Consider the following 23,473-nt stretch of genomic DNA (forward strand, 5'->3'; position numbering starts at 1 on the left):
GGCGGCGGCCGGAGCGACCGGCGCCGCGCCGCTGCGGGGGCTGCTCACCGGAGCCGGAGCGGCCTTCTTGACCGCCAGGATCGCCTTGGCGGGGGGCGCCGGCGCCGCCGGTTCGGGCCGGGTGGGCGATTCGGGGCGTGCGGGGGTCGGGCTGGCGACGTTCACACCGATCAGCGAACGGATCCGGGAGGCCTCGTCATCACTGATGGAGCTGCTGTGGCTCTTGGCCGCAATGGAGAGCTTCTCGGCGGCATCGAGCACGTCCTTGTTGTCCAGGCCCAGGTCCTTTGACAGCTCGTAGATTCTCACTTTGCCGCTGCTGGTCATTCAGAAAGGTCTCCGTACGGTGGGGCCGAAAGGGCCCCGGGGCCGCACGCACGTGGCGACCATGGTTCATCTTGCCTCAGAGGTCGCGGGGGCGATCGCTCGAGACGTGCCTCGAGGCTGGCGAGGATGGTGTCGCTGACGGCGCAGCGCAGGCCGCGCTGGAGGCGGCGACGACGGCGGGCTTCCTCCAGGCAGCTCGGTTGCGGGCACAGATAGGCCGATCGGCCCATGCCCCCGTCCAGGCTCACCGTCCCGTCGGCCTGGCGCACCACACGCCAGAGCTGGGTGCGGTCGCACAGGCGGCGGCAGGAGACGCAGCGCCGCAGCACCGGCCGCCCGGCGGGCGACGTCACCGGACGTCCTCACCAGGGGCCCCTTCGGGGGCCTCCTCGAGCGGGGGCTCCAGCTGTTCGTCGGCTTCGGCTTCGGCTGGGGCGACCTCCCCACCGTCCTCCTCGCCATCACTCTCCCCATCGATCTCCTCGTCCTCCGGCAGGGGGTAGAGCTCCCGCAGACGGGCGTCCTCCTCGGCGCGGGTGGCCTGTTCGGCCTGCAGCCGGGCCTCGGCCTCGGCCTGCAGGGCCTCCTCCTCCTGCCGCTGGGCGATCAGGGCCGCCACCGTCTGGTCCTCGCTGACCTGGTCGTACTCCTGGGCGTTCTTGATGTCGATCTTCCAGCCGGTGAGCCTGGCGGCCAGGCGCACGTTCTGGCCCTCCCGGCCGATGGCCAGGCTGAGCTGGTCGGGCGGGACGAGCACGTGGGCGTGGTGCCCTTCGGGATCCACCAGGCGGACCATCTCCACCCGCGCCGGGCTGAGGGAGTTGGCCAGATACTGGGCCGGATCCGGCGACCAGCGGATCACGTCGATCTTCTCGCCCCGCAGTTCATTCACCACCTGCTGGATGCGGGAGCCGCGGGCGCCGATGCAGGCCCCCACCGGATCCACTTCCCGCTCCACGCTGTCGACCGCCACCTTGGTGCGGGGGCCGACGGCGCGGGAGGGGGGATTGGCTTCCCTGGCCACGGCGACGATCCGCACCGAGCCCTCCTGGATCTCGGGCACCTCGTTCTCGAACAGGTAGACCACCAGGCCCGCATTGGCCCGGGAGACGAACAGCTGGGGGCCGCGCCTGGGCACCTCACTCACCTCCTTGAGGAACACCTTGAAGGTGGCATTGGCGCGGTAGTTGTCGTTGGGCAGCTGGTCGCGGCGGGGCAGTTCCGCCTCCACCTCCGGCCGGCCCAGGCCACTGCTGACGGCCATGATCACGCTCTGGCGCTCGAAACGGATCACCCGGGCGGTGAGCACCGGATCCTCCAGGTCGGCGAATTCCTCCTGGATCATGCGGCGCTGCTGGTCCCGCAGTTTCTGGGCCAGCACCTGCTTGGTGGTGGCGGCGGCCATGCGGCCGAAGTCGTCCTTCTCCGGGGTCACATCCAGCACCACCGTGTCGCCGATCTGGGCGTCCTCCGCCACCTGGCGCACCTCTTCGATGGCGATCTGGTGGTCGTCGCTCTCCACCTCCTCAACGATGATCTTGCTGGCCAGCACCCGGTAGCCCTCCTCCTCCAGATCGAGCGCCACGTCGAAGTTGCTGAAGTAGTCCTCTTCGAAGGGGTCCTCGCTGATGCCCAGGTAAAGGGTGCGGCGATAACGCTCGTAGCCCTTCAGCAGCGCCTCCCGCAGGGCCGCCTCCACCACCTGGGGAGCCAGCTTCTTCTCGTCGCTGATGTCCTCGATCAGGTTGTTGAGACCGGGGAGCAGAACCAGGGCCATGGACTCGGGGGCGTGGGGGCAGGTAGGGAACGGGGGGTGAACCGGAGCGGTTCAGGAATCGGGAGGCGCCTGGGTGAGCCGCACCCGCAGTACGTCGTCGCGGGGAATGCGCAGGATGCGGCCGCGCTCGTTGAGCTGCACCACCTCGGCATCGCGGCCGAGCAGGAGGCCCATTCGCCGCACTTCTGCACCGTCGGCGTCCCGGCGGAGCACCTCCACCGGAAAGCCCCGGAAGCTGACGAAATCCCGGTCGGAATGGAGATCCTCCCCGATGCCGGGGCTGCTCACCTCCAGCACATAGGCCATCGTCAGCAGGCCGGAGGCCTCGATGGCCTCGGCGAGGGGACCGCTCACGGCGGCGCACTCATCGAGGTTGACATCGGTGCCATCGGCCCGTTGCACCCGCACGACGACCGTCAGGGGGATGCGGTGGGCCAGCATCTCGACGGACTGCACCTCAAGGTGCGCCGCAGCGACCACCGGCCGCGCCAGCGTCTCCAGGTCGTCAGTGAGGGGATGGGGCAAGGACGGGCGGCGTGGGGAGAGGACTCCCGCTGGCGGGATGGCCCGCCGCGCGCTGCAGTGTTCACTGCCCCCAACCGCCCGGCTTCCACCCCTCAGGGGAAAGGCCATGCGGAACAAGGGTGAGCCCCGGCGGGCACGTCGTCACCCTAGAGGATTGGCCTCCGGCGGGCTGGGCATCTCCAGCATCGGGGCTTCCGCGTAGTAGTCGTTGGCGGTGACCTCACCCCGCAGGCTGAGGTCCTGATTGAGGCACTGGCCGCACTGCTCCGGTGTGCGCAGGTACTGACACACCCGGGCCCAGAGCTTGGCGCGGCTGCCCGGTGCCCCCTGGCTGAAGTGGACCAGGTCGTTGCCTCCGGCCATCCCCTGGATCTCCACCTTGCAGAGGGTGCAGCGCTGCCGCGTGCCGGGGGGGATCGGGGCCATGGCCTCGGGGAGGACTGGGGGCAAAGTTAAGCCGATTCAGGTCGAGCGGTCCCGCTCCAGGCCGGCCGGAGCCGTCTCCGATGCGAATTCTTCAACTCAGCGATCCCCATCTGCTCGCCGATCCCGATGGTCGCTGCCACGGCCGGCCGGCGCTGGCCCTGCTCCGCCACGGGCTCCACGAGGCCCTGGGCCAGCTGCGCAGCGCCGGGGAGAGCCCCGATCTGGTGCTGATCAGCGGCGATCTCTGCGATGACGAGAGCTGGGGCGGTTACGCCCGCCTCGGGGACCTGCTGCAGGAGATCCCGCTGCCGGTGGCCCTGCTGGCGGGCAACCACGACCACCCGGCCCTGCTGCGGGCCGCCCTGGGGCGCCGCGCCGTGGTCGCCCCGGCCCTGATCCGCTGCGGCAACGGCCAACTGCTGCTGCTCGACAGCCACCGCAGCGGCGACACCGCCGGTGAACTGGGCCCGACCCAGCTGGCCTGGGCGCGGCGCCAGCTGGCCGCCGGATCGGCGGATGGCGAGCTCCCCCTGGTGGTGGCGGTGCACCATCCGCCGCTGCCGATCGGCGATGCCACCATGGACGCGATCCGGCTGCGGGACGGCGAAGCCCTGCTGGATCTGCTGCGGCCGCTGGTCGCCCTGCGGGGGCTGGTCTGCGGCCACATCCACCAGCACTGGCAGGCGGGGCTCCCGGGGAGGCCGGCGGTGCCCCTGCTGGGCTGTCCCTCCACCCTGCGCAGCTTCGGGCCGGTGCAGCCCTGCCCCCTGGGCCGCTCGTCCGACCCCGGCGGGCGCTGGCTGGCGCTGGGGTCGGACGGCGTGCTGCGGCAGCGGTTGCTGCGCTGGGCACCGGTCGACGGTCCTAGCCTCCCCTGATGCAACGCCCCTTCCCCCTGTCTTCCCTGATCCGGCGGCTGCAGGGCCTGATGGCGGTGGCCCTGCTGCTGGCGTTCGCGGCCCTTCCCCTGCCGGCGGCCGCGCTCGAGGAGGCCCCCCCGGCCCTGACCCCCCACAGCTTCGTGGCCGATGCCGCCCGGCGGGTGGGACCGGCAGTGGTGCGGATCGACACCGAGCGCAACGTGGCCCGGCCCCCGTTCGATCCGGCCCTGCTGGATCCCCTGCTGCGGGATCTGTTCGGCGATCCCTCCGGCAGCACGCGGGAGCGCGGCCAGGGCTCGGGGGTGGTGATCGATGGGCGCCGCGCCCTGGTGCTCACCAACGCCCATGTGGTGGAGAGCGTCGACCGGGTCACCGTCACCCTGGCCGATGGCCGCCAGCTGGACGGCACCGTGGTGGGCACCGACCCGGTGACCGACCTGGCGGTGGTGCACGTCAGCGGCAAAGCACCCCTGAGCGCCGCTCCCCTGGGGGATTCCGAAGCCCTGGAGGTGGGCGACTGGGCCATCGCCCTGGGCAGCCCCTATGGCCTCGAGCGCACGGTCACCCTGGGCATCGTCAGCAGCCTGCATCGCGACATCAACAGCCTCGGCTTCGCCGACAAGCGCCTCGACCTGATCCAGACGGACGCGGCCATCAACCCGGGCAACTCCGGTGGTCCCCTGATCAACGCCGCCGGTGAGGTGATCGGCATCAACACCCTGGTGCGCTCGGGGCCCGGCGCCGGGCTGGGCTTCGCCATCCCCATCAACCTGGCCCGGAAGGTGGCCGACCAGCTCGGGGACGGCGGCACGGTGGTCCACCCCTACCTGGGCCTCCAGCTGGTGCCGCTCACGGCCCGCATGGCCCGTGACAACAACCGGGATCCCGATGCCCTGCTGCAGCTCCCCGAGCGGGATGGCGCCCTGGTGCAGCGGGTGCTGCCGGAAAGTCCGGCGGAGGCGGCCGGGCTCCATCGCGGCGACCTGGTGGTGGCCATCGCCGACCAGCCGGTGAACACCCCCTCGGCCCTGCTCCAGCAGGTGGAACGGGCCGAAGTGGGCCAGCCCCTGCCGCTGAAGGTGGTGCGGGGCCAGCGGGAGCTGCAGCTCTCGATCCGGCCGGCGGCCCTGCCCCAGGCGGGGTAGGGCCCCGGGGGGGGGCCAGGACGGTCCCCCTTGCTACGGTCTGCGCCATTTCCGGCAGACCCCATGTCCGATCTCCAGGACCGCATGAAGGAGGCCGTGGCCACGGCGGCGGTGGACCAGATCCGTGACGGCATGGTGGTGGGGCTGGGCTCGGGCTCCACGGCGGCGCTGATGATCCGGGCCCTCGGCCACAAGCTCCAGCAGGGTGAGCTCAGCGGCATCGTCGGGGTCACCACCTCCTTCCAGGGGGAGGTGCTGGCCGCCGAGCTGGGCATTCCCCTGCAGACGCTGAACGCCGTGCAGCGCATCGATCTGGCCATCGACGGCGCCGATGAGGTGGACCCCGGCTTCCAGCTGATCAAGGGGGGCGGGGCCTGCCACGTGCAGGAGAAGCTGGTGGCCCGCCGGGCCGACCGCTTCGTGGTGGTGGTGGATGCCACCAAGCTGGTGGAACGCCTCAACCTGGGCTTCCTGCTGCCGGTGGAGGTGCTGCCCGGGGCCTGGCGCCAGGTGCGCGATGAACTCACGGCCATGGGCAGCCGCGTGGAGCTGCGCATGGCCGTGCGCAAGGCCGGTCCGGTCGTCACCGACCAGGGCAATCTGGTGCTGGATGTGGCCTTCGACGGGGGCATCGGCGACCCGGCCGCCCTGGAGGCGACGATCAACAACATCCCTGGTGTGCTTGAGAACGGCCTGTTCGTGAACCTGGCCGACCAGGTGCTGGTGGGTGAGGTCGTGGACGGTGCGGCCGGGGTGCGCGACCTGGCGAGGCGCTGAGCTGCTTGCTGGGCTACCCGCCGCCTGGCCCCCAGAATGGGGGGATCCTCTGTGGGCTGGGGAAACGGTGCCCCACGGCGACCTCAGCAAGCTGCTGCTCCAGCTGCTGGCGCAGACGGCTGAGGCGTTCATCGTCGAGCCCACGAGTGAACTGGACGCCACCATTGATCGCACCCTGGCGTCCATCGGCGGCCTGTTCGACGTGGATCGGGCCTATGTGTTCTCCCTGACGCGCTATCCGGGATTCGCCAGCAACACCCATGAGTGGTGCGCGCCGGGGGTGGAACCGCAGATGCACCAGCTCCAGCACGTGTCGGAGGTGTCCATCGGCTGGTTGATGGGGGAAATGCGGTCCGGGCGGGCGGTCAATCTCGAGTCGCTGCTCGATCTCCCCGCCGGGGCCGATGCCGAGCGGGCCCATCTCAGCGCCCAGGGCATCCAGTCCCTGCTGGTCCTCCCCCTGGTGCGGCGGGGCCAGCTGGAGGGGTTCGCGGGCTTCGACCACATCCGCGGCTGCCGCCGCTGGAGCGACCAGGAGGTGGCGGTGCTCTCCATCGTGGTGAGCGGCTTCGCCCAGGGATTCGAACGGCGGCTGATTGACGAGCAACTGCGTCAATTGGCCTACGAGGATCCGCTCACCCGCCTGCCCAATCGCTCCCTGCTGAGTCAGCGTCTGGGCGAGGAGCTGGAGCGGGCCAGGCGCAACGGCACCCACCTGGCGGTGGGCTACCTCGACCTCGACAACTTCAAGCCCGTCAACGACAGCCACGGCCATGCCGTGGGCGACGAGCTGCTGGTGGCCGTGGCCGAGCGCCTCTGCCGTTGCCTGCGACCGGGCGACACGGTGGGCCGGCTGGGCGGGGACGAATTCGTGGTGATCCTGCCCGGCCTCAGCAGCCTGGCCGAGCTGGAATCGCTGGGTGAACGGCTGCTCAGCGCCGTGGCCCAGCCCACCCACCTTGGCGAGACGCTCTGCGTGGCCTTGAGCACCAGCATCGGCTTCCGGCTGGTGCCCCCCGACGATGCCGATCCGGATACCCTGCTGCGCCAGGCCGACCAGGCCATGTACGCCGCCAAACGGGCTGGCCCGGGGCGGATGCACCACTTCGACGTGGAGCTGGAACGGCGCCAGTCGCTGCAGCGCTCCCGGCTGGAGAGGGTGCGCCAGGCCATCGAGGCGCAGCAGCTGCGCCTGTTCGTGCAGCCGGTGATCGACCTGGCCACCGGGCAGCTGCGCTTCGCCGAAGCCCTGGTGCGTTGGCAGCACCCCCAGCAGGGCTTGCTGGCGCCGGAGGCCTGGCTGGGCTGGATCGAGGATCAACCGGAGATCACCCGCCTCGGTGACTGGGTGCTGGAGCAGGCGCTGCGCCACTGCTCGGCCTGGATGCGGGCCGGGCCCTGTGTGGCCGTGAGCGTCAACATGTCGGCCCGGGAGCTGCGTGATCCAGGCTTCGCGGAGCGGATCCGCGCGGCCCTGGCCCTCCATCCCGAACTGCCCGGCTCGGCCCTGAGGCTGGAGGTGCTGGAAACCGCCGCCCTGGAGGATCTGGAGCTGGTGGCCCAGAACATCGCCCGCTGCCGCGATCTGGGTGTGAGCTTTGCCCTCGACGACTTCGGCACCGGCTACTCCTCGCTCACCTACCTGCGGAGGCTGCCGATCGCCACGATCAAGATCGACCGCTCGTTCGTGGCCAGGATGCTGGTGGATCCGGCCGATCGGGCCATCGTCAAGGCCGTGGTGGATCTGGCCCACGCCTTCGGCCGCACCTGCGTGGCCGAAGGCGTGGAGACGGCGGAGCACCTGCAGGTGCTGCGGGCGATGGGCTGTGAACTGGCCCAGGGATTCGCCATCGCCCGGCCGATGCCGGCGGAGGACCTGCCCGGCTGGTCTCTCCCGTCCGCCGCAGGCGGATGAGGGCCGCTGCGCTCAGCTGTCGGGGGTCCCGAGCCGCTGGCGCACCGATTCCGCGTGGCTGTGCAGTCCCTCGCTCTCGGCCAGGGTGACCACGGCCGGCCCGGTGGCCTCCAGGGCCGCCCGGTTGAAGTGGATCAGGCTGGTGTGGCGCAGGAAGGTCTCGACGCTGAGGGCGCCGGCGAAGCGGGCGGTGCCGGAGGTGGGCAGGGTGTGGTTGGGGCCGGCCAGGTAGTCACCCACCGCCTCGGGCGACCAGGGGCCGAGGAAGATGGCGCCGGCATGGGTGATCCGGTCCGCCAGGGATTCGGGATCGGCCACCAGCAGCTCGAGGTGCTCCGGCGCGAACCGGTCGCTGAGGGCCGCCGCTTCGGCCAGGTCGTTGCAGACCACGATCAGCCCCCAGTCGTTGAGGGCCTGCAGGGTGATGGCGGCCCGCGGGTGCCGCTTCAGCTGGGCTTCGATGGCGGCCGGCACGGCGGCGGCCAGCGCCTCGCTGGTGGTGATCAGGATCGCCGCGGCGAGGGGATCGTGCTCCGCCTGGGCCATCAGGTCGGCGGCCACCTGGGCGGGCCGGGCGGTGTGGTCGGCGATCACCAGCACCTCGCTGGGGCCGGCCAGGGAGTCGATGCCCACCGTTCCGTAGACCGCCTTCTTGGCCAGGGTCACGTAGAGGTTGCCGGGGCCGCTGATCACATCGACGGCCGGGACCGTTTCGGTGCCGTAGGCCAGGGCCGCGATCGCCTGGGCGCCCCCCACCCGGAACACCTCCTCCACCCCGGCCCGGTGGGCGGCGGCCAGCACAGTGGCATTGGGCTCGCCGCCGGGGCCGGGCGGGGTGACCATCACCAGCCGCTCCACGCCCGCCACCCGGGCGGGAATCGCATTCATCAGCACCGTGCTCGGGTAGGAGGCCCGGCCACCGGGGACGTAGATCCCCGCCCGCTGCACCGGGCGCCAGCGGCGCCCCAGCCGCTCGCCATGGGGGCCGGTCACGGCCAGATCCTCCGGCATCTGGCGGCGGTGGAACGCCAGGATTCGGTCGTGGGCGAGGTCCAGGGCCCGGCGCAGGGGTTCGGGGCAGTCGTGCCAGGCCTGGGCCAGCCGCTCGGGGGGCACCCGCAGGGGATCGGGCCGCAGGCCGTCGAAGCGTTCGCTGAAGTCGAGCAGGGCCGCGTCGCCGCGCTGGCGCACCTCGGCCAGGATCGCCGCGACCCGCGCCTCCTCCTCGCGCATGCGGCCGCCCTCGGTGCGGGCGGCGATCGCTTCGAGCCGTTCGCCGGCCCGCTCGCCGTCCCGCAGGCAGGTGATCCGCAGCGCCGGCCGTTCCCCGCCGGCATCAAGGCTGGCGGCAGGGGCGGCGGCAGGGACGGGGGTGCTGCCGGCAGGGCTGCTGCCGGTTGGGGTGGAAGCGACCACGGGACGGTGCCGGAGGCGATGGGCTGCGTCGACGCTAGGGCCTGGAACCGGCCAGGGCCCACGGGGTAGGATCCGCGTTTGCCGAGTCAGCGCCCCTACGCCTGTGGCCAATAACAAGTCTTCGAAGAAGCGCATCGAGATTGCCGAACGCAATCGCCTGCGCAACCGCACCTACAAGTCCGCCCTGCGCACCCTGATGAAGCGCTGCCTCACCGCCTGCAGCGCCTACGGCCAGCAGCCGGGCGAGGAGGCCAGGGCTGCCGTCCAGTCCAGCATGAACGCCGCCTTCAGCAAGATCGACAAGGCCGTGAAGGTGGGCGTGGTGCACCGCAACACCGGCGCCAACCAGAAGTCCCGCCTCAGCGTGGCGGTGAAGCAGGTGCTCGAGCCCACCGCTGCCGGCAGCACCGGCGCCTGACGCCCCCCATGGCCGTGAGCCCCGAGGCCGCCCCACCCCTGGTCGACAGCCACTGCCACATCGTGTTCCGCAATTTCGAGGCGGATCTCGATGCCGTGGCCGACCGCTGGCGTGAGGCCGGGGTGAAGGCCCTGGTCCATGCCTGCGTGGAGCCGGCGGAGATTCCGGCGATCCGGGCCCTGGCTGATCGCTTCCCCGAACTGCGCTATGCCGTCGGGGTCCATCCCCTCGACACCCAGCACTGGCACGGCGACACCGCCGCCACGCTCGAGACGGCGGCCCGCGCCGACGACCGGGTGGTGGCGATCGGCGAGCTGGGCCTCGACCTGTTCAAGGCGACCAACCTCGACGAGCAGCTGGCGGCCCTGGGGCCCCAGCTGGATCTGGCGGTGACCCTGGATCTGCCGGTGATCATCCACTGCCGGGACGCGGCCGAACCGATGCTCGCCGAGCTGCGCCGGCGCGAGCGTGAGGGCCGCTGCCCCCGTGGCGTCATGCACTGCTGGGGGGGCACCCCCGAGGAGATGGCCGGCTTCCTTGAGCTCGGCCTGTTCATCAGCTTCAGCGGCACGGTCACCTTCCCCAGGGCCGAGCCCATCCACGCCTGCGCCCGGCTGGTGCCGGCCGACCGCTACCTCGTCGAGACCGACTGCCCCTTCCTGGCGCCGGTGCCCCGCCGCGGCAAGCGCAACGAGCCGGCCTACGTGGCTTCGGTGGCGGCCCGGGTGGCCGAACTCCGTGGCGAGACGCTCGCAGAGGTGGCGGCGACGACCACCGCCAACGCGGCGCGTCTTTTCAGGCTGCCCCTCCAGGTTGTATGATGTCTTATTGGCCTGGAAGCGGAAGCGCTCCTTTTGTCTACGACGGCATCAATTGAGTCGGCAAACCCGCAGCGAGCCCTGTAAGCGCCCCCGCCGGATCGTTCGTCCCTGCTTCAGGGGCGGTCGGTTCGGCTGAGCGCCTGTTGGCATGGCCCGTCCCCCCGGGCAGCCCAGGCAGGTCACGCCGCGATCCCCTTCCTTACCCCGTCCAGGTCCGCCCCACCCCCTCGTTCCTGCAGGTTCACCGCATGAGCAGCGCGATCCAGGTCGCCAAGACCGTCACTTACCTTCCCGATCTCGTGGAGGTACAGCGGGCGAGCTTCAAATGGTTCCTGGAGAAGGGCCTGATCGAGGAGCTGGACAGCTTCTCCCCGATCACCGACTACACCGGCAAGCTGGAGCTGCACTTCATCGGCGACCAGTATCGCCTGAAACGCCCCCGCCATGACGTCGAAGAGGCCAAGCGTCGCGATGCGACCTTCGCCTCCCAGATGTACGTCACCTGCCGCCTGGTCAACAAGGAGACCGGCGAGATCAAGGAGCAGGAGGTCTTCATCGGGGAACTTCCCCTGATGACCGAGCGCGGCACCTTCATCATCAACGGCGCTGAGCGGGTGATCGTCAACCAGATCGTCCGCAGCCCCGGCGTCTACTTCAAGGACGAGCAGGACAAGAACGGCCGCAAGACCTTCAACGCCAGCCTGATCCCCAACCGCGGCGCTTGGCTCAAGTTCGAGACCGACAAGAACGACCTGCTCCACGTTCGCGTCGACAAGACCCGCAAGATCAACGCCCACGTGCTGATGCGGGCCATCGGCCTCTCCGACAACGACGTGCTCGACAAGCTGCGGCACCCGGAGTATTACCAGAAGTCGATCGAGGCCTCCAACGAGGAGGGCATCTCCTCGGAAGACCAAGCCCTGCTGGAGCTCTACAAGAAGCTGCGCCCCGGTGAGCCCCCCTCGGTGAGCGGCGGCCAGCAGCTGCTGCACAGCCGCTTCTTCGATCCCAAGCGCTACGACCTGGGCCGGGTGGGCCGCTACAAGATCAACAAGAAGCTGCGTCTCACCATCCCCGATGCGGTGCGCACCCTCACCGCCGAGGACGTGCTCTCCACGATCGACTACCTGATCAACCTGGAGCTCGATGTGGGTGGCGCCTGCCTCGACGACATCGACCACCTGGGCAACCGCCGGGTGCGTTCGGTGGGTGAGCTGCTGCAGAACCAGGTGCGGGTGGGCCTCAACCGCCTGGAGCGGATCATCAAGGAACGGATGACCGTCGGCGAAACCGAATCGCTCACCCCCGCCCAGCTGGTGAACCCCAAGCCCCTGGTGGCGGCGGTCAAGGAGTTCTTCGGCTCCAGCCAGCTGAGCCAGTTCATGGACCAGACCAATCCCCTGGCCGAGCTGACCCACAAGCGCCGCATCAGCGCCCTCGGCCCCGGCGGTCTCACCCGGGAGCGGGCCGGCTTCGCCGTGCGCGACATCCACCCCTCCCACTACGGCCGCATCTGCCCGATCGAGACCCCGGAAGGCCCCAACGCCGGCCTGATCGGTTCCCTCGCCACCCACGCCCGGGTGAACGAATACGGCTTCATCGAAACCCCCTTCTGGCGCGTCGAGAACGGCATCGTCCTCAAGCAGGGCGATCCCCTCTACCTCTCCGCCGACCTCGAAGACGAGTGCCGGGTGGCTCCCGGTGACGTGCCCACCGACGCCGACGGCCGCATCACCGTCGATCTGGTGCCGGTGCGCTACCGCCAGGACTTCGAGAAGGTGCCCCCCGAGCAGGTGGACTACGTCCAGCTGTCGCCGGTGCAGGTGATCTCGGTGGCCACCTCCCTGATCCCCTTCCTCGAGCACGACGACGCCAACCGGGCCCTGATGGGCTCCAACATGCAGCGCCAGGCGGTGCCGCTGCTGCGCCCCGAGCGGCCCCTGGTGGGCACGGGCCTGGAAACCCAGGTGGCGCGCGACTCCGGCATGGTGCCCATCACCAAGGTGAACGGCACCGTCTCCTTCGTCGATGCCACCGCCATCGTCATCCGTGACGAACAGGGCCGGGACCACACCCACTTCCTGCAGAAGTACCAGCGCTCCAACCAGGACACCTGCCTCAACCAGCGGCCGATCGTCCGCCAGGGCGATCCGGTGATCGCCGGCCAGGTGCTGGCCAACGGCTCCGCCTGCGAAGGCGGTGAGATCGCCCTCGGCCAGAACGTGCTGATCGCCTACATGCCCTGGGAGGGCTACAACTACGAGGACGCGATCCTCGTGAGCGACCGGCTCGTTCAGGACGACCTCTACACCTCGGTGCACATCGAGAAGTACGAGATCGAAGCCCGCCAGACCAAGCTCGGACCCGAGGAGATCACCCGGGAAATCCCGAACGTGGCCGAGGAGAGCCTGGGCCACCTCGATGAGATGGGCATCATCCGCATCGGCGCCTATGTCGAATCCGGCGACATCCTGGTGGGCAAGGTGACCCCCAAGGGTGAGTCGGATCAGCCGCCCGAGGAGAAGCTGCTGCGCGCCATCTTCGGTGAGAAGGCCCGCGACGTGCGCGACAACTCCCTGCGGGTGCCCAGCACCGAACGGGGCCGGGTGGTGGATGTGCGCATCTACACCCGCGAGCAGGGCGACGAACTGCCGCCGGGCGCGAACATGGTGGTGCGGGTCTACGTGGCCCAGCGCCGCAAGATCCAGGTGGGCGACAAGATGGCCGGCCGCCACGGCAACAAGGGCATCATCAGCCGCATCCTTCCCCGCGAGGACATGCCCTACCTGCCCGATGGCACCCCCATCGACATCGTGCTCAACCCCCTGGGGGTGCCGAGCCGCATGAACGTGGGCCAGGTGTTCGAGTGCCTGATGGGCTGGGCCTCCTCCCACCTCGACTGCCGCGTCAAGGTGGTGCCGTTCGATGAGATGTACGGCCCCGAGAAGTCGAAGCAGACGGTGCAGGCCTACCTCGAGGAAGCCGCCAAGCTGCCCGGCAAGGACTGGGTCTACAACCCCGCCAACCCCGGCAAGATCCAGCTGATCGACGGCCGCAGCGGCGAACCCTTCGACCAGCCGGTGACCGTGGGCTACGCCCACATCCTCAAGCTGGTGCACCTGGTGGACGACAAGATCCACGCCCGCTCCACCGGCCCCTACTCCCTCGTCACCCAGCAGCCCCTGGGCGGCAAGGCGCAGCAGGGCGGCCAGCGGCTCGGGGAGATGGAGGTGTGGGCCCTGGAGGCCTACGGCGCCGCCTACACCCTGCAGGAGCTGCTCACCGTCAAGTCCGACGACATGCAGGGCCGCAACGAGGCCCTCAACGCCATCGTCAAGGGCAAGCCCATCCCCCGGCCGGGCACGCCGGAGTCGTTCAAGGTGCTGATGCGGGAGCTGCAGTCCCTCGGCCTCGACATCGCCGTCTACACCGACGCCGGCGAGGAGGTCGACCTGATGCAGGACGTCAACCCGCGCCGCAGCACCCCCAGCCGTCCCACCTACGAATCCCTCGGTGTCGCGGATTACGACGATGACTGATCGCTTGATTCACCGGCTCTGATTTCTCCGTCTCTCTCGATCACCCTGCGTCTCCGCCATGTCCAACAGCAACCTCCGCACCGAAAACCACTTCGACTACGTGAAGATCACGCTCGCTTCCCCCGAGCGGATCATGCAGTGGGGGCAGCGGACGCTGCCCAACGGACAGGTGGTGGGTGAGGTCACCAAGCCGGAAACGATCAACTACCGCACCCTCAAGCCCGAGATGGACGGGCTCTTCTGCGAGAAGATCTTCGGCCCCTCCAAGGACTGGGAATGCCACTGTGGCAAGTACAAGCGGGTGCGGCACCGCGGCATCGTCTGTGAACGCTGCGGTGTGGAAGTCACCGAGAGCCGGGTGCGGCGTCACCGCATGGGCTTCATCAAGCTGGCGGCGCCGGTGAGCCACGTCTGGTACCTCAAGGGCATCCCCAGCTATGTGGCGATCCTGCTCGACATGCCCCTGCGGGACGTGGAGCAGATCGTCTACTTCAACTGCTACGTGGTGCTCGACAAGGGTGACCACAAGGACCTCACCTACAAGCAGCTGCTCACCGAAGACGAGTGGCTGGAGATCGAGGACCAGATCTTCGCCGAGGATTCCGAGATCGAGAACGAGCCCATGGTGGGCATCGGCGCCGAGGCCCTCAAGCAACTGCTGGAGGACCTCGACCTCGAGAAGGAGGCCGAGCAGCTCCGCGAGGACATCAACAACTCCAAGGGCCAGAAGCGGGCCAAGCTGATCAAGCGCCTGCGGGTGATTGACAACTTCATCGCCACCAACGCCCGCCCCGAGTGGATGGTGCTGGATGTGATCCCGGTGATCCCCCCCGATCTGCGCCCCATGGTGCAGCTGGACGGCGGCCGTTTCGCCACCAGCGATCTCAACGACCTCTACCGGCGGGTGATCAACCGCAACAACCGCCTGGCGCGCCTCCAGGAGATCCTCGCCCCCGAGATCATCGTCCGCAACGAGAAGCGGATGCTGCAGGAGGCCGTCGATGCCCTGATCGACAACGGCCGCCGCGGCCGCACCGTGGTGGGGGCCAACAACCGGGCCCTCAAGTCGCTCAGCGACATCATCGAGGGCAAGCAGGGCCGCTTCCGCCAGAACCTGCTCGGCAAACGGGTCGACTACTCCGGCCGGTCCGTGATCGTGGTGGGCCCCAAGCTGAAGATGCACCAGTGCGGCCTGCCCAAGGAGATGGCGATCGAGCTGTTCCAGCCGTTCGTGATCCATCGCCTGATCCGCCAGAACATCGTCAACAACATCAAGGCGGCCAAGAAGCTGATCCAGCGCGCCGACGACGAGGTGATGCAGGTGCTGCAGGAGGTGATCGAAGGGCACCCGATCCTGCTCAACCGGGCCCCGACCCTGCACCGCCTCGGCATCCAGGCCTTCGAACCCAAGCTGGTGGATGGCCGCGCCATCCAGCTCCATCCCCTGGTCTGCCCGGCCTTCAACGCCGACTTCGACGGTGACCAGATGGCCGTGCACGTGCCCCTGGCGATCGAGGCCCAGACGGAGGCCCGGATGCTGATGCTGGCGAGCAACAACGTGCTCTCCCCCGCCACCGGCGAGCCGATCATCACCCCGTCCCAGGACATGGTGCTTGGCGCCTACTACCTCACCGCCGTCGACCGGGACAAGGCGCAGCCCGCCTTCGGCGACCGTTCCCGCACCTTCGCCGACCTCGAGGACGTGATCGCCGCCTTCGAGGAGAAGCACCTCAGCCTGCACGACTGGGTCTGGGTGCGCTTCAACGGCGAGGTGGAAAGTGACGACGAGGACAGCGAGCCCGTCGCCACCGACACCCTCACCGATGGCACCCGCGTCGAGCAGTGGAAGTTCCGCCGCGACCGCTTCGATGAGGACGGCGCCCTGATCAGCCGCTACCTGCTGACCACCGTGGGTCGGGTCGTCATCAACCACACGATCATCGACGCCGTGGCCGCGTCCTGAGTTCCACTGGCCGGGCCGAGCCCCGCGCCCCGTGTCTTCCGATTCCCTCCAGCCTTCTCCATCGCGCGCCGCCATGACCGCCACCCCCGCCAAGAAGATCAGCAAGAAGAGCGCCAAGGCCGCCGCCGAGCTGGCGGCCGCCACCGCCGCCGCGGCAGCTGCGGCCTCCGCCCTGAGCAAGCAGGCGCCGCCGTTCCGCAACCGGATCATCGACAAGAAGGCGCTGCGGAATCTGGTGTCCTGGGCCTACAAGCACCACGGCACCGCCGCCACCGCGGCGATGGCCGACGAGCTGAAGGACCTGGGCTTCCACTACGCCACCCAGGCGGCGGTGTCGATCTCGGTCGACGACCTGCGCATCCCCGGCGACAAGGCCGTGCTGCTGGAGGAGGCCGAGGAGCAGATCACGGCCACCGAGGAGCGCTACCGGCTCGGTGAGATCACCGAGGTGGAGCGCCACACCAAGGTGATCGACACCTGGACCGAGACCAACGAGCGGCTGGTGGCGGCCGTGCGCCGCAATTTCAACGACAACGATCCACTCAACTCGGTGTGGATGATGGCCAACTCCGGCGCCCGGGGGAACATGTCCCAGGTGCGTCAGCTGGTGGGCATGCGCGGCCTGATGGCCAACCCCCAGGGGGAGATCATCGACCTGCCGATCCGCACCAACTTCCGTGAGGGCCTCACGGTCACCGAGTACGTGATCTCCTCCTACGGCGCCCGCAAGGGCCTGGTGGACACCGCCCTGCGGACCGCCGACTCCGGCTACCTCACCCGCCGTCTGGTGGACGTGGCCCAGGACGTGATCGTGCGGGAGGAGGACTGCGGCACCCACCGCTTCATCCCCATCAACGCCGATGAGCGGGGCCGCTTCGGCACCAAGCTGGTGGGCCGTCTGGCCGCCCAGCCCGTCGTCGACAGCGACGGCGTCGTCATCGTCGACCGCAACGGTGAGATCGACCTGGCGATCTCGGCCGCCATCGAGAAGGCGGCGATCGCCACCGTGATGGTGCGCTCGCCCCTCACCTGCGAGGCCTCCCGTTCGGTGTGCCGCAAGTGCTACGGCTGGGCCCTGGCCCACAACGAACTGGTCGACCTGGGTGAGGCGGTGGGCATCATCGCCGCCCAGTCGATCGGTGAACCGGGCACCCAGCTCACCATGCGCACCTTCCACACCGGTGGTGTGTCCACGGCCGAGACCGGCGTGGTGCGCTCCCTGGTGGACGGCGTGGTGGAATTCGGGCCCAAGGCCCGGGTGCGCGACCACCGCACCCCCCATGGCGTCGAGGCCAAGCTGGCCGAAACCGATTTCACCCTCACCCTCAAGCCCTCGGGCAAGGGCAAGGTGCAGAAGATCGACATCACCAACGGCTCGATCCTGTTCGTCGCCGATGGCGATCCCGTCGCCCACGACATCATCCTGGCCCAGATCTCCTCGGGCTCGGCGGTGAAGAAGAGCGTCGAGAAGGCCACCAAGGATGTCATCTGCGATCTGGCCGGCCAGGTGCGCTTCGAGGACGTGATCCAGCCCCGGGAGGTCACCGACCGCCAGGGCAACATCACCCACAAGGCCCAGCGTCTCGGCCGCCTCTGGGTGTTCAGCGGCGACGTCTACAACCTGCCGCCCAACGCCCTGCCCGTCGTCGAGACCGACAAGCCGGTGACCACCGGCGATGTGCTGGCCGAGAGCCGCCTGCAGAGCGAGTACGGCGGCGCCGTGCGGCTGCGGGAGTCCACCGGCGATTCCCGCGAGGTGCAGATCGTCACCGCCAGCCTCACCCTCAAGGACTGCAAGCTGGTGGGTGAATCCAGCCACACCGGCGAGAGCTGGCACCTGGAGGGCAAGGACAACACCCGCTATCTGGTCAAGACCCAGCCCGGCACCAAGATCGGCGCCGGAGAGGTGATCGCCGAACTCACCGACGACCGCTTCCGCACCCAGACCGGCGGCATGGTGAAGTTCGCCCCCGGCCTTTCGATCAAGAAGGCCCGCTCCGCCAAGCACGGCTTCGAGGTGAGCAAGGGCGGCACCCTGCTGTGGATCCCCCAGGAAACCCACGAGATCAACAAGGACATCTCCCTGCTGATGATCGAGGACGGCCAGTGGATCGAGGCCGGCACCGAGGTGGTGAAGGACATCTTCAGCCAGACCGCGGGCATCGTCACCGTCACCCAGAAGAACGACATCCTGCGGGAGATCATCGTGCGCTCCGGTGAGCTGCACCTGGTCTCCGACGCCAAGGTGCTGGCCCGCTACGGCGAGGACGGCAAGATGGTCAACCCCGGCGAAGAGATCGCCCCCGGCCTCAAGGCCGAGGCGATGAAGTTCGTCGAGAAGGTCGACACCCCCGAGGGCGGCGCCCTGCTGCTGCGGCCGGTCGAGGAGTACGCCATCCCCGATGCCGCCCACCTGCCCGAGCTGTCCACGGTCAAGCAGACCGGCGGTCCGTCCCTCGGCCTGAAGGCCACCCAGCGCCTCACCTTCAAGGACGGCGAGCTGATCAAGTCGGTGGAAGGCGTGGAACTGCTGCGCACCCAGCTGATCCTGGAAACCTTCGACACCACCCCCCAGATGACGGTGGATGTGGAGGCGGTCGCCGACAAGCGGGCCAAGACCATCGAGCGCCTGCAGCTGGTGATCCTGGAAACCCTGCTGGTCCGCCGCGACACCCTCTCCGACGCCAGCCACGGCTCCACCCACACCGAGCTGCAGGTGGAGGACGGCATGACCGTCAAGCGGGGCGACGTTGTCGCCACCACCCAGATCCTCTGCAAGGAGGATGGGGTGGTCCAGCTGCCCGATCCCGTTCCCGGCGAACCGATCCGCCGCCTGATCGTCGAGCGGGCCGACGACACCCGCAGCCTGGATCTCGGTGCGGCCGTCCCGACGGTGTCGGTGGGCGATCGCATCGTCGATGGCGATGTGCTCGCCGACGGGGTGATCTCCCCCTGCTGCGGCCAGGTGGAGGCCATCGACGGCAAGACCCTCACCATCCGCCTCGGCCGTCCCTACATGGTGTCGCCCGATTCGGTGCTCCACGTCCGTGACGGGGAACTGGTCCAGCGCGGTGACGGCCTGGCCCTGCTGGTGTTCGAGCGCCAGAAGACCGGCGACATCGTCCAGGGTCTGCCCCGGATCGAGGAACTGCTGGAGGCCCGCCGCCCGCGGGAATCGGCGGTGCTCTGCCGCAAGAGCGGCACCGTGCAGATCAAGCAGGGCGAGGACGACGATTCGATCACCGTGTCGGTGATCGAGACCGACGACGTCATCACCGAGTACCCGATCTTGCTGGGCCGCAACGTGATGGTTTCCGATGGCCAGCAGGTGAGCGCCGGCGAGATGCTCACCGACGGGCCCATCAACCCCCACGAGCTGCTCGACTGCTTCTTCGAGGACCTGCGCAGCCGCAAGCCCACCATGGAGGCGGCCCAGGAGGCGATCTCCAAGCTGCAGTTCCGCATGGTGACGGAGGTGCAGAACGTCTACAAATCGCAGGGGGTCTCGATCAGCGACAAGCACATCGAGGTGATCGTGCGCCAGATGACCAGCAAGGTCCGCATCGAGGATGCCGGCGACACCACGCTGCTGCCCGGTGAGCTGATCGAGCTGCGTCAGGTGGAGCAGGTGAACTCCGCCATGGGCGTCACCGGAGGCGCTCCCGCCGAGTTCACCCCCGTGCTGCTGGGCATCACCAAGGCCTCGCTGAACACCGACTCGTTCATCTCGGCGGCCTCCTTCCAGGAGACCACCCGGGTGCTGACCGAAGCGGCCATCGAGGGCAAGAGCGACTGGCTGCGGGGCCTCAAGGAGAACGTGATCATCGGCCGCCTGATCCCCGCCGGCACCGGTTTCGGGGGCTTTGAGGAGGAGCTGCGCGCCGAGGCCGGACCCCACCCCGACATCCTCGAGGAGGAGGCCGCCGGCTACCGCCGCAACCAGAACCTGCGTCCCGACTACACCGTCGAGATGCCGGCCCCGGCGGCCACCGCCGCCGTGCTGGATGACCCCTCCGAGGAGGATCTGGAGGCCACCCGCAGCCGCCACGGCATCGAAGCGGCCGCCAGCGGCTTCGCCGCGTTCGCCCGTCCCACCGCCGAGGAGGGACTGGAGGAGGAGCTGATCGCCGATCCGGCGGCCCTCGAGGGTCTGCAGGAGGAGGGTCTGCTCAGCGATGACTGATCCCGCCGTCGCCACCCCTGCCGCCCCCTCCCGGCCCACCCCCGTGCCGGTGAGACGGCTGCCGCGCTTCGGCTTCCACACCCACACCGAGCGCCTCAATGGCCGCTTCGCCATGTTGGGCTTCATCGCCCTGCTGGCGGTGGAGTGGAAGCTGGGCCACGGCCTGCTCATCTGGCCCTGATGGCCGGGCCTGCCCCCCTGCTGGGGATGGGCCAGGCGGCCCTGGAGGCCTGGGCCGGTGACCAGGGCCAGCCGGCCTTCCGGGGCCGGCAGCTGCACGACTGGATCTACGCCAGGGGGGCCCGCAGCCTCGACGCGATCACGGTGCTGCCCAAGGCCTGGCGCGAGGGGCTGGCGGCGGCCGGCACCGGCATCGGCCGCTCGGCCCTGCTGCACCGCAGCGACGCCAGCGACGGCACCACCAAGCTGCTGCTGGCCACCGCCGATGGCCTCAGCCTCGAGACCGTCGGCATCCCCAGCGGCGACCGGCTCACCGTCTGTGTCAGCAGCCAGGTGGGCTGCCCCATGGGCTGCCGCTTCTGCGCCACCGGCAAGGGGGGCCTGCAGCGTTCCCTGGCGGTTCACGAGATCGTCGACCAGGTGCTCAGCATCCGGGAGGCCATGGACCGGCGCCCTTCCCACGTGGTGTTCATGGGCATGGGCGAACCCCTGCTGAACACCGACGCGGTGCTGGAGGCCATCGCCTGCCTCTGCACCGACCTGGGCATGGCCCAGCGCCAGATCACCGTCAGCACGGTGGGGGTGCCCCGCACCCTGCCCACCCTGGCCGAACGGGCCCTCGAGCGGCTCGGCCGGGCCCAGTTCACCCTGGCCGTGAGCCTCCATGCCCCCGACCAGCGCCTGCGGGAGGAGCTGATCCCCACCGCCCACGCCTACCCCCTGGAGGCCCTGCTGGACGACTGCCGCCACTACGTGGCGATCACCGGCCGGCGGGTGAGCTTCGAATACATCCTGCTGGGGGGCGTCAACGACCACCCCCGCCAGGCCGATGCCCTGGCCCGCCTGCTGCGGGGCTTCCAGAGCCACGTCAACCTGATCGCCTACAACCCGATCGCCGAGGAGGACTTCCGGCGCCCCGCCCCGGAGGCGGTGGAGGCCTTCCGCAGCCAGCTGCAGCGGCGCCACATCGCCGTGAGCGTGCGGGCCAGCCGCGGCCTCGACCAGGACGCCGCCTGCGGCCAGCTGCGCCGCCGGCTGATGGACGCCCCGGCGGGGTGATCGCCATGTCGATCCCGCCGCGTGCTGTCCCGGCCCTGACGTTCGTCCTGGCCGGCGCCCTGGCCTACGGAGCCCTGTGCGGCCTGCTGTTCCTGCGCCAGCGCTCCCTGCTCTATGTCCCCCAGCCCCGCTCCGCCGATGCGCCCGGCGAGCTGCTGACCCTGCCGATCACAGGCGGCCCGCCGGGGGGCCGGGTGCTGGTGACGATCCGCCAACGCCCCGGCCCGAAGGCGCTGCTGTACTTCGGCGGCAATGCCGAGGACGTGGCGTGGCAGCTGCCCCGGCTGGAGGGGGCGTTCCCGGACCACGCCCTGTATCTGCTGCACTACCGGGGCTACGGCGGCAGCAGCGGCCAGCCCTCGGAGCGGGCCCTGTTCGCCGATGCCCTCGCCCTCTTCGACCGGGTGCGGGCCGACCACGGGCAGATCGCCGTGGTCGGCCGCAGCCTGGGCAGCGCCGTGGCGGTGCACCTGGCGGCCCATCGGCCCGTCGACCGCCTGGTGCTGGTGACGCCGTTCGACAGCATCGAGGCGGTGGCGGCCCGCCACTATCCCCTGGTGCCGGTGGGGCTGCTGCTGCAGGACAAGTACCGCTCCGCCGCGACGGCTCCCCGGATCGGGGCGCCCACCCTGCTGATCGCCGCCGAACGGGACGAGGTGATCCCCCGCGCCAACACCGACGCCCTGCTGGCCAGCTTCCGGCCCGGGGTGGCGTCCCTGGTGGTGCTGCCGGTGGAGGGGCACAACGCGGTGGAGGGCTCCCCCCGCTACCTGCCGCTGCTGCAGGGGTTCCTTGGGCCCGATCCCTCCGGGGAAGCCCCGGGGGAAAGCCCTCAGCCGCCGTCGCGCCCCGCCTCGTAGGCCCCGCGGGCGCCCTGGCCGTTCCAGGGGGTGAGCCGCAGCATCAGCAGGAAGGCCGGCAGGGCCGCGGCGGTGGTGGCCAGGAAGAAGCCCGGCCAGCCCAGCCGTTCGGCCACCAGCCCGGCCGGGGCGGCCAGCAGGGAGCGGCTCAGGGCATAGACGCCCGAGAGCAGGGCGTACTGGGTGGCGGAGAAGCGGGGGTTGCAGAGGCTCATCAGCAGCGCCACGAAGGCGGCGCCCACCATGCCGCCGCCGATGTTCTCCAGGGCCACGGCCGTCAGCAGGGCCGGCATGCCGCCGTCGAAGCGGGCCAGGCCCCAGTAGGCCAGGTTGCCCGCGGCCCCCACCAGGGCGAACAGCCACAGGGAGCGGTTCATGCCCAGCCGGCCGAACAGCACGCCCCCCAGCACCGTGCCGACGATGGTGGCGCCGATGCCCCAGCCCGCCAGCACCGACCCCACCACCTCCGGGCTGAAGCCCTTCTGGATCAGGAACGGCACCGCCATCAGACCCAGCAGCCCGTCGGGCCAGCGGTAGAGCAGCACCAGGGTGAGCAGGGCCGCGGCCCGGGGGCCGCCGCTGCGGTGCAGGAACTCCCGCGCCGGCCCCAGCACCGCCTGGCGCAGGCTGCTCACCGGCACCGCCAGGGGCTCCAGCCGCGGCGCCGTGAGGGTGAAGGGCACCGCCACCAGCATCAGCAGGGCCGAGAACAGGAAGGCCAGGGGCCAGTCGAAGCGGCCGGCCAGGATGAATCCGCCGGCCCCCACGGCCAGCATCGCCGTGCGGTAGCCCAGGTTGGAGGCGGCCGCCCCGGCGCCCCGCTCCAGGTCCGGCAGCAGGTCGGTGCGGTAGGCATCCACGGCGATGTCCTGGGTGGCGCTGACCACCGCCAGCAGCACCGCCATCACACCGATCGCGGTGAGGCTGGCCGGATCGGTGGAGGGCCGCAGCAGAGCCATGGCCCCGATCACCGCCACCAGGGTGAGCTGCAGCACCAGCAGCCAGCCGCGGCGGCGGTCCGGCCAGGGCAGGGGCCAGCGGTCGAGGGCCGGCGCCCAGACCATCTTCAGGGTGTACGGCAGCTCCGCCAGGCCGAGCAGGCCGATCAGGCCGAGAGGGATCTGGCTGGCGGTGAGCCAGCCCTGCAGCAGCTTGGTGCCCACCATGTAGGGGGTGCCGCTGGCGACCCCCTCGGCGGCCACCGCCAGGAGGCGACGCCAGGGGCGGACACTGCTGGAGGCAGGGCTGGCCATGGCCGCTC

The 23,473-nt window shown here is 70.0% G+C and carries 18 protein-coding genes and 1 pseudogene; 12 read left to right on the top strand and 7 right to left on the bottom strand.

Features of this window, described 5'->3' with window-relative positions; translation table 11 throughout:
* The 5 genes and pseudogenes from KBY81_RS09290 to KBY81_RS09310 all read right to left on the bottom strand — a co-directional run.
* Window positions 1-327 (bottom strand): translation initiation factor IF-2 N-terminal domain-containing protein (locus KBY81_RS09290; RefSeq protein WP_254976337.1); only part of this gene is annotated, 327 nt, incomplete at its 3' end.
* Between the two features lie 101 nt (window positions 328-428).
* A pseudogene (locus tag KBY81_RS09295) lies at window positions 429-680 on the bottom strand (YlxR family protein); the annotation flags it as partial.
* Window positions 677-2,104 carry a transcription termination factor NusA gene (gene nusA, locus KBY81_RS09300; protein WP_254976338.1) on the bottom strand — a complete coding sequence of 476 codons (1,428 nt, stop codon included), beginning with the start codon at window positions 2,102-2,104 and terminating at the stop codon, window positions 677-679. The pseudogene KBY81_RS09295 and the gene nusA, both read right to left, overlap by 4 nt.
* 51 nt (window positions 2,105-2,155) lie before the next feature.
* A complete protein-coding gene (locus KBY81_RS09305; protein ID WP_106220262.1) occupies window positions 2,156-2,629 on the bottom strand; it encodes a ribosome assembly cofactor RimP in 474 nt (157 codons plus the stop codon).
* Window positions 2,630-2,770: 141 nt separating this feature from the next.
* Window positions 2,771-3,055, bottom strand: a complete 285-nt coding sequence (locus KBY81_RS09310) for a hypothetical protein (RefSeq protein ID WP_106220263.1) — start codon at window positions 3,053-3,055, stop codon at window positions 2,771-2,773.
* Window positions 3,056-3,135: 80 nt separating this feature from the next.
* Between KBY81_RS09310 and KBY81_RS09315 the strand changes: the two genes are divergently transcribed.
* The 4 genes from KBY81_RS09315 to KBY81_RS09330 all read left to right on the top strand — a co-directional run bounded on the left by KBY81_RS09315 (window position 3,136) and on the right by KBY81_RS09330 (window position 7,773).
* Complete coding sequence (locus tag KBY81_RS09315) at window positions 3,136-3,933, top strand: metallophosphoesterase (protein ID WP_254976339.1); 798 nt, start codon at window positions 3,136-3,138, stop codon at window positions 3,931-3,933.
* A complete protein-coding gene (locus KBY81_RS09320) occupies window positions 3,933-5,081 on the top strand; it encodes a trypsin-like peptidase domain-containing protein (RefSeq protein WP_106220265.1) in 1,149 nt (382 codons plus the stop codon). Before KBY81_RS09315 ends, KBY81_RS09320 begins: the two co-directional genes overlap by 1 nt.
* 63 nt (window positions 5,082-5,144) lie before the next feature.
* The gene (gene rpiA / locus KBY81_RS09325; RefSeq protein WP_254972804.1) at window positions 5,145-5,858 is read left to right on the top strand and encodes a ribose-5-phosphate isomerase RpiA; all 714 of its coding nucleotides are present in this window, start codon (window positions 5,145-5,147) and stop codon (window positions 5,856-5,858) included.
* Between the two features lie 67 nt (window positions 5,859-5,925).
* Window positions 5,926-7,773 (top strand): EAL domain-containing protein, encoded by a 1,848-nt coding sequence (locus KBY81_RS09330; RefSeq protein WP_254972805.1) that lies wholly within the window; start codon window positions 5,926-5,928, stop codon window positions 7,771-7,773.
* A gap of 12 nt (window positions 7,774-7,785) precedes the next feature.
* Here the strand turns inward: KBY81_RS09330 and hisD are convergent, their stop codons facing one another.
* Window positions 7,786-9,087, bottom strand: a complete 1,302-nt coding sequence (gene hisD, locus KBY81_RS09335; protein ID WP_254976350.1) for a histidinol dehydrogenase — start codon at window positions 9,085-9,087, stop codon at window positions 7,786-7,788.
* 205 nt (window positions 9,088-9,292) lie between these two features.
* Here hisD and rpsT point away from each other — a divergent pair, with 205 nt between their 5' ends.
* The 8 genes from rpsT (at window position 9,293) to KBY81_RS09375 (ending at window position 22,212) form a co-directional block, all read left to right on the top strand.
* Window positions 9,293-9,607: a 30S ribosomal protein S20 gene (gene rpsT / locus KBY81_RS09340; protein ID WP_254972808.1), complete on the top strand. Its 315-nt coding sequence runs from the start codon at window positions 9,293-9,295 to the stop codon at window positions 9,605-9,607.
* A gap of 8 nt (window positions 9,608-9,615) precedes the next feature.
* Window positions 9,616-10,428 (top strand): TatD family hydrolase, encoded by an 813-nt coding sequence (locus KBY81_RS09345; RefSeq protein WP_106220269.1) that lies wholly within the window; start codon window positions 9,616-9,618, stop codon window positions 10,426-10,428.
* 248 nt (window positions 10,429-10,676) lie between these two features.
* On the top strand, window positions 10,677-13,967 hold the full coding sequence (rpoB, locus tag KBY81_RS09350) for a DNA-directed RNA polymerase subunit beta (protein WP_254976340.1): 3,291 nt from the start codon (window positions 10,677-10,679) through the stop codon (window positions 13,965-13,967).
* Window positions 13,968-14,025: 58 nt separating this feature from the next.
* Entirely contained in the window at window positions 14,026-15,930 is a 1,905-nt protein-coding gene (locus tag KBY81_RS09355; protein ID WP_106220270.1) for a DNA-directed RNA polymerase subunit gamma, read from the top strand.
* 73 nt (window positions 15,931-16,003) lie between these two features.
* Window positions 16,004-20,113 (top strand): DNA-directed RNA polymerase subunit beta', encoded by a 4,110-nt coding sequence (locus tag KBY81_RS09360; protein WP_254976341.1) that lies wholly within the window; start codon window positions 16,004-16,006, stop codon window positions 20,111-20,113.
* Window positions 20,106-20,294 (top strand): high light inducible protein, encoded by a 189-nt coding sequence (locus KBY81_RS09365; protein ID WP_254976342.1) that lies wholly within the window; start codon window positions 20,106-20,108, stop codon window positions 20,292-20,294. The genes KBY81_RS09360 and KBY81_RS09365 overlap by 8 nt, the downstream gene beginning before the upstream one ends.
* Window positions 20,294-21,352: a 23S rRNA (adenine(2503)-C(2))-methyltransferase RlmN gene (gene rlmN, locus KBY81_RS09370; RefSeq protein ID WP_254976343.1), complete on the top strand. Its 1,059-nt coding sequence runs from the start codon at window positions 20,294-20,296 to the stop codon at window positions 21,350-21,352. The genes KBY81_RS09365 and rlmN overlap by 1 nt, the downstream gene beginning before the upstream one ends.
* Before the next feature lie 5 nt (window positions 21,353-21,357).
* A complete protein-coding gene (locus tag KBY81_RS09375) occupies window positions 21,358-22,212 on the top strand; it encodes an alpha/beta hydrolase (RefSeq protein WP_254976344.1) in 855 nt (284 codons plus the stop codon).
* On the opposite strand, the gene KBY81_RS09380 is transcribed toward KBY81_RS09375, so the two are convergent.
* On the bottom strand, window positions 22,185-23,465 hold the full coding sequence (locus KBY81_RS09380; RefSeq protein WP_254976345.1) for an AmpG family muropeptide MFS transporter: 1,281 nt from the start codon (window positions 23,463-23,465) through the stop codon (window positions 22,185-22,187). The two genes, KBY81_RS09375 and KBY81_RS09380, sit on opposite strands and share 28 nt — an antisense overlap.
* Between the last annotated feature and the right edge of the window lie 8 nt (window positions 23,466-23,473).

The sequence above is a fragment of the Cyanobium sp. Lug-B genome (assembly GCF_024345635.1).
Lineage (GTDB): Bacteria > Cyanobacteriota > Cyanobacteriia > PCC-6307 > Cyanobiaceae > Cyanobium > Cyanobium minutissimum.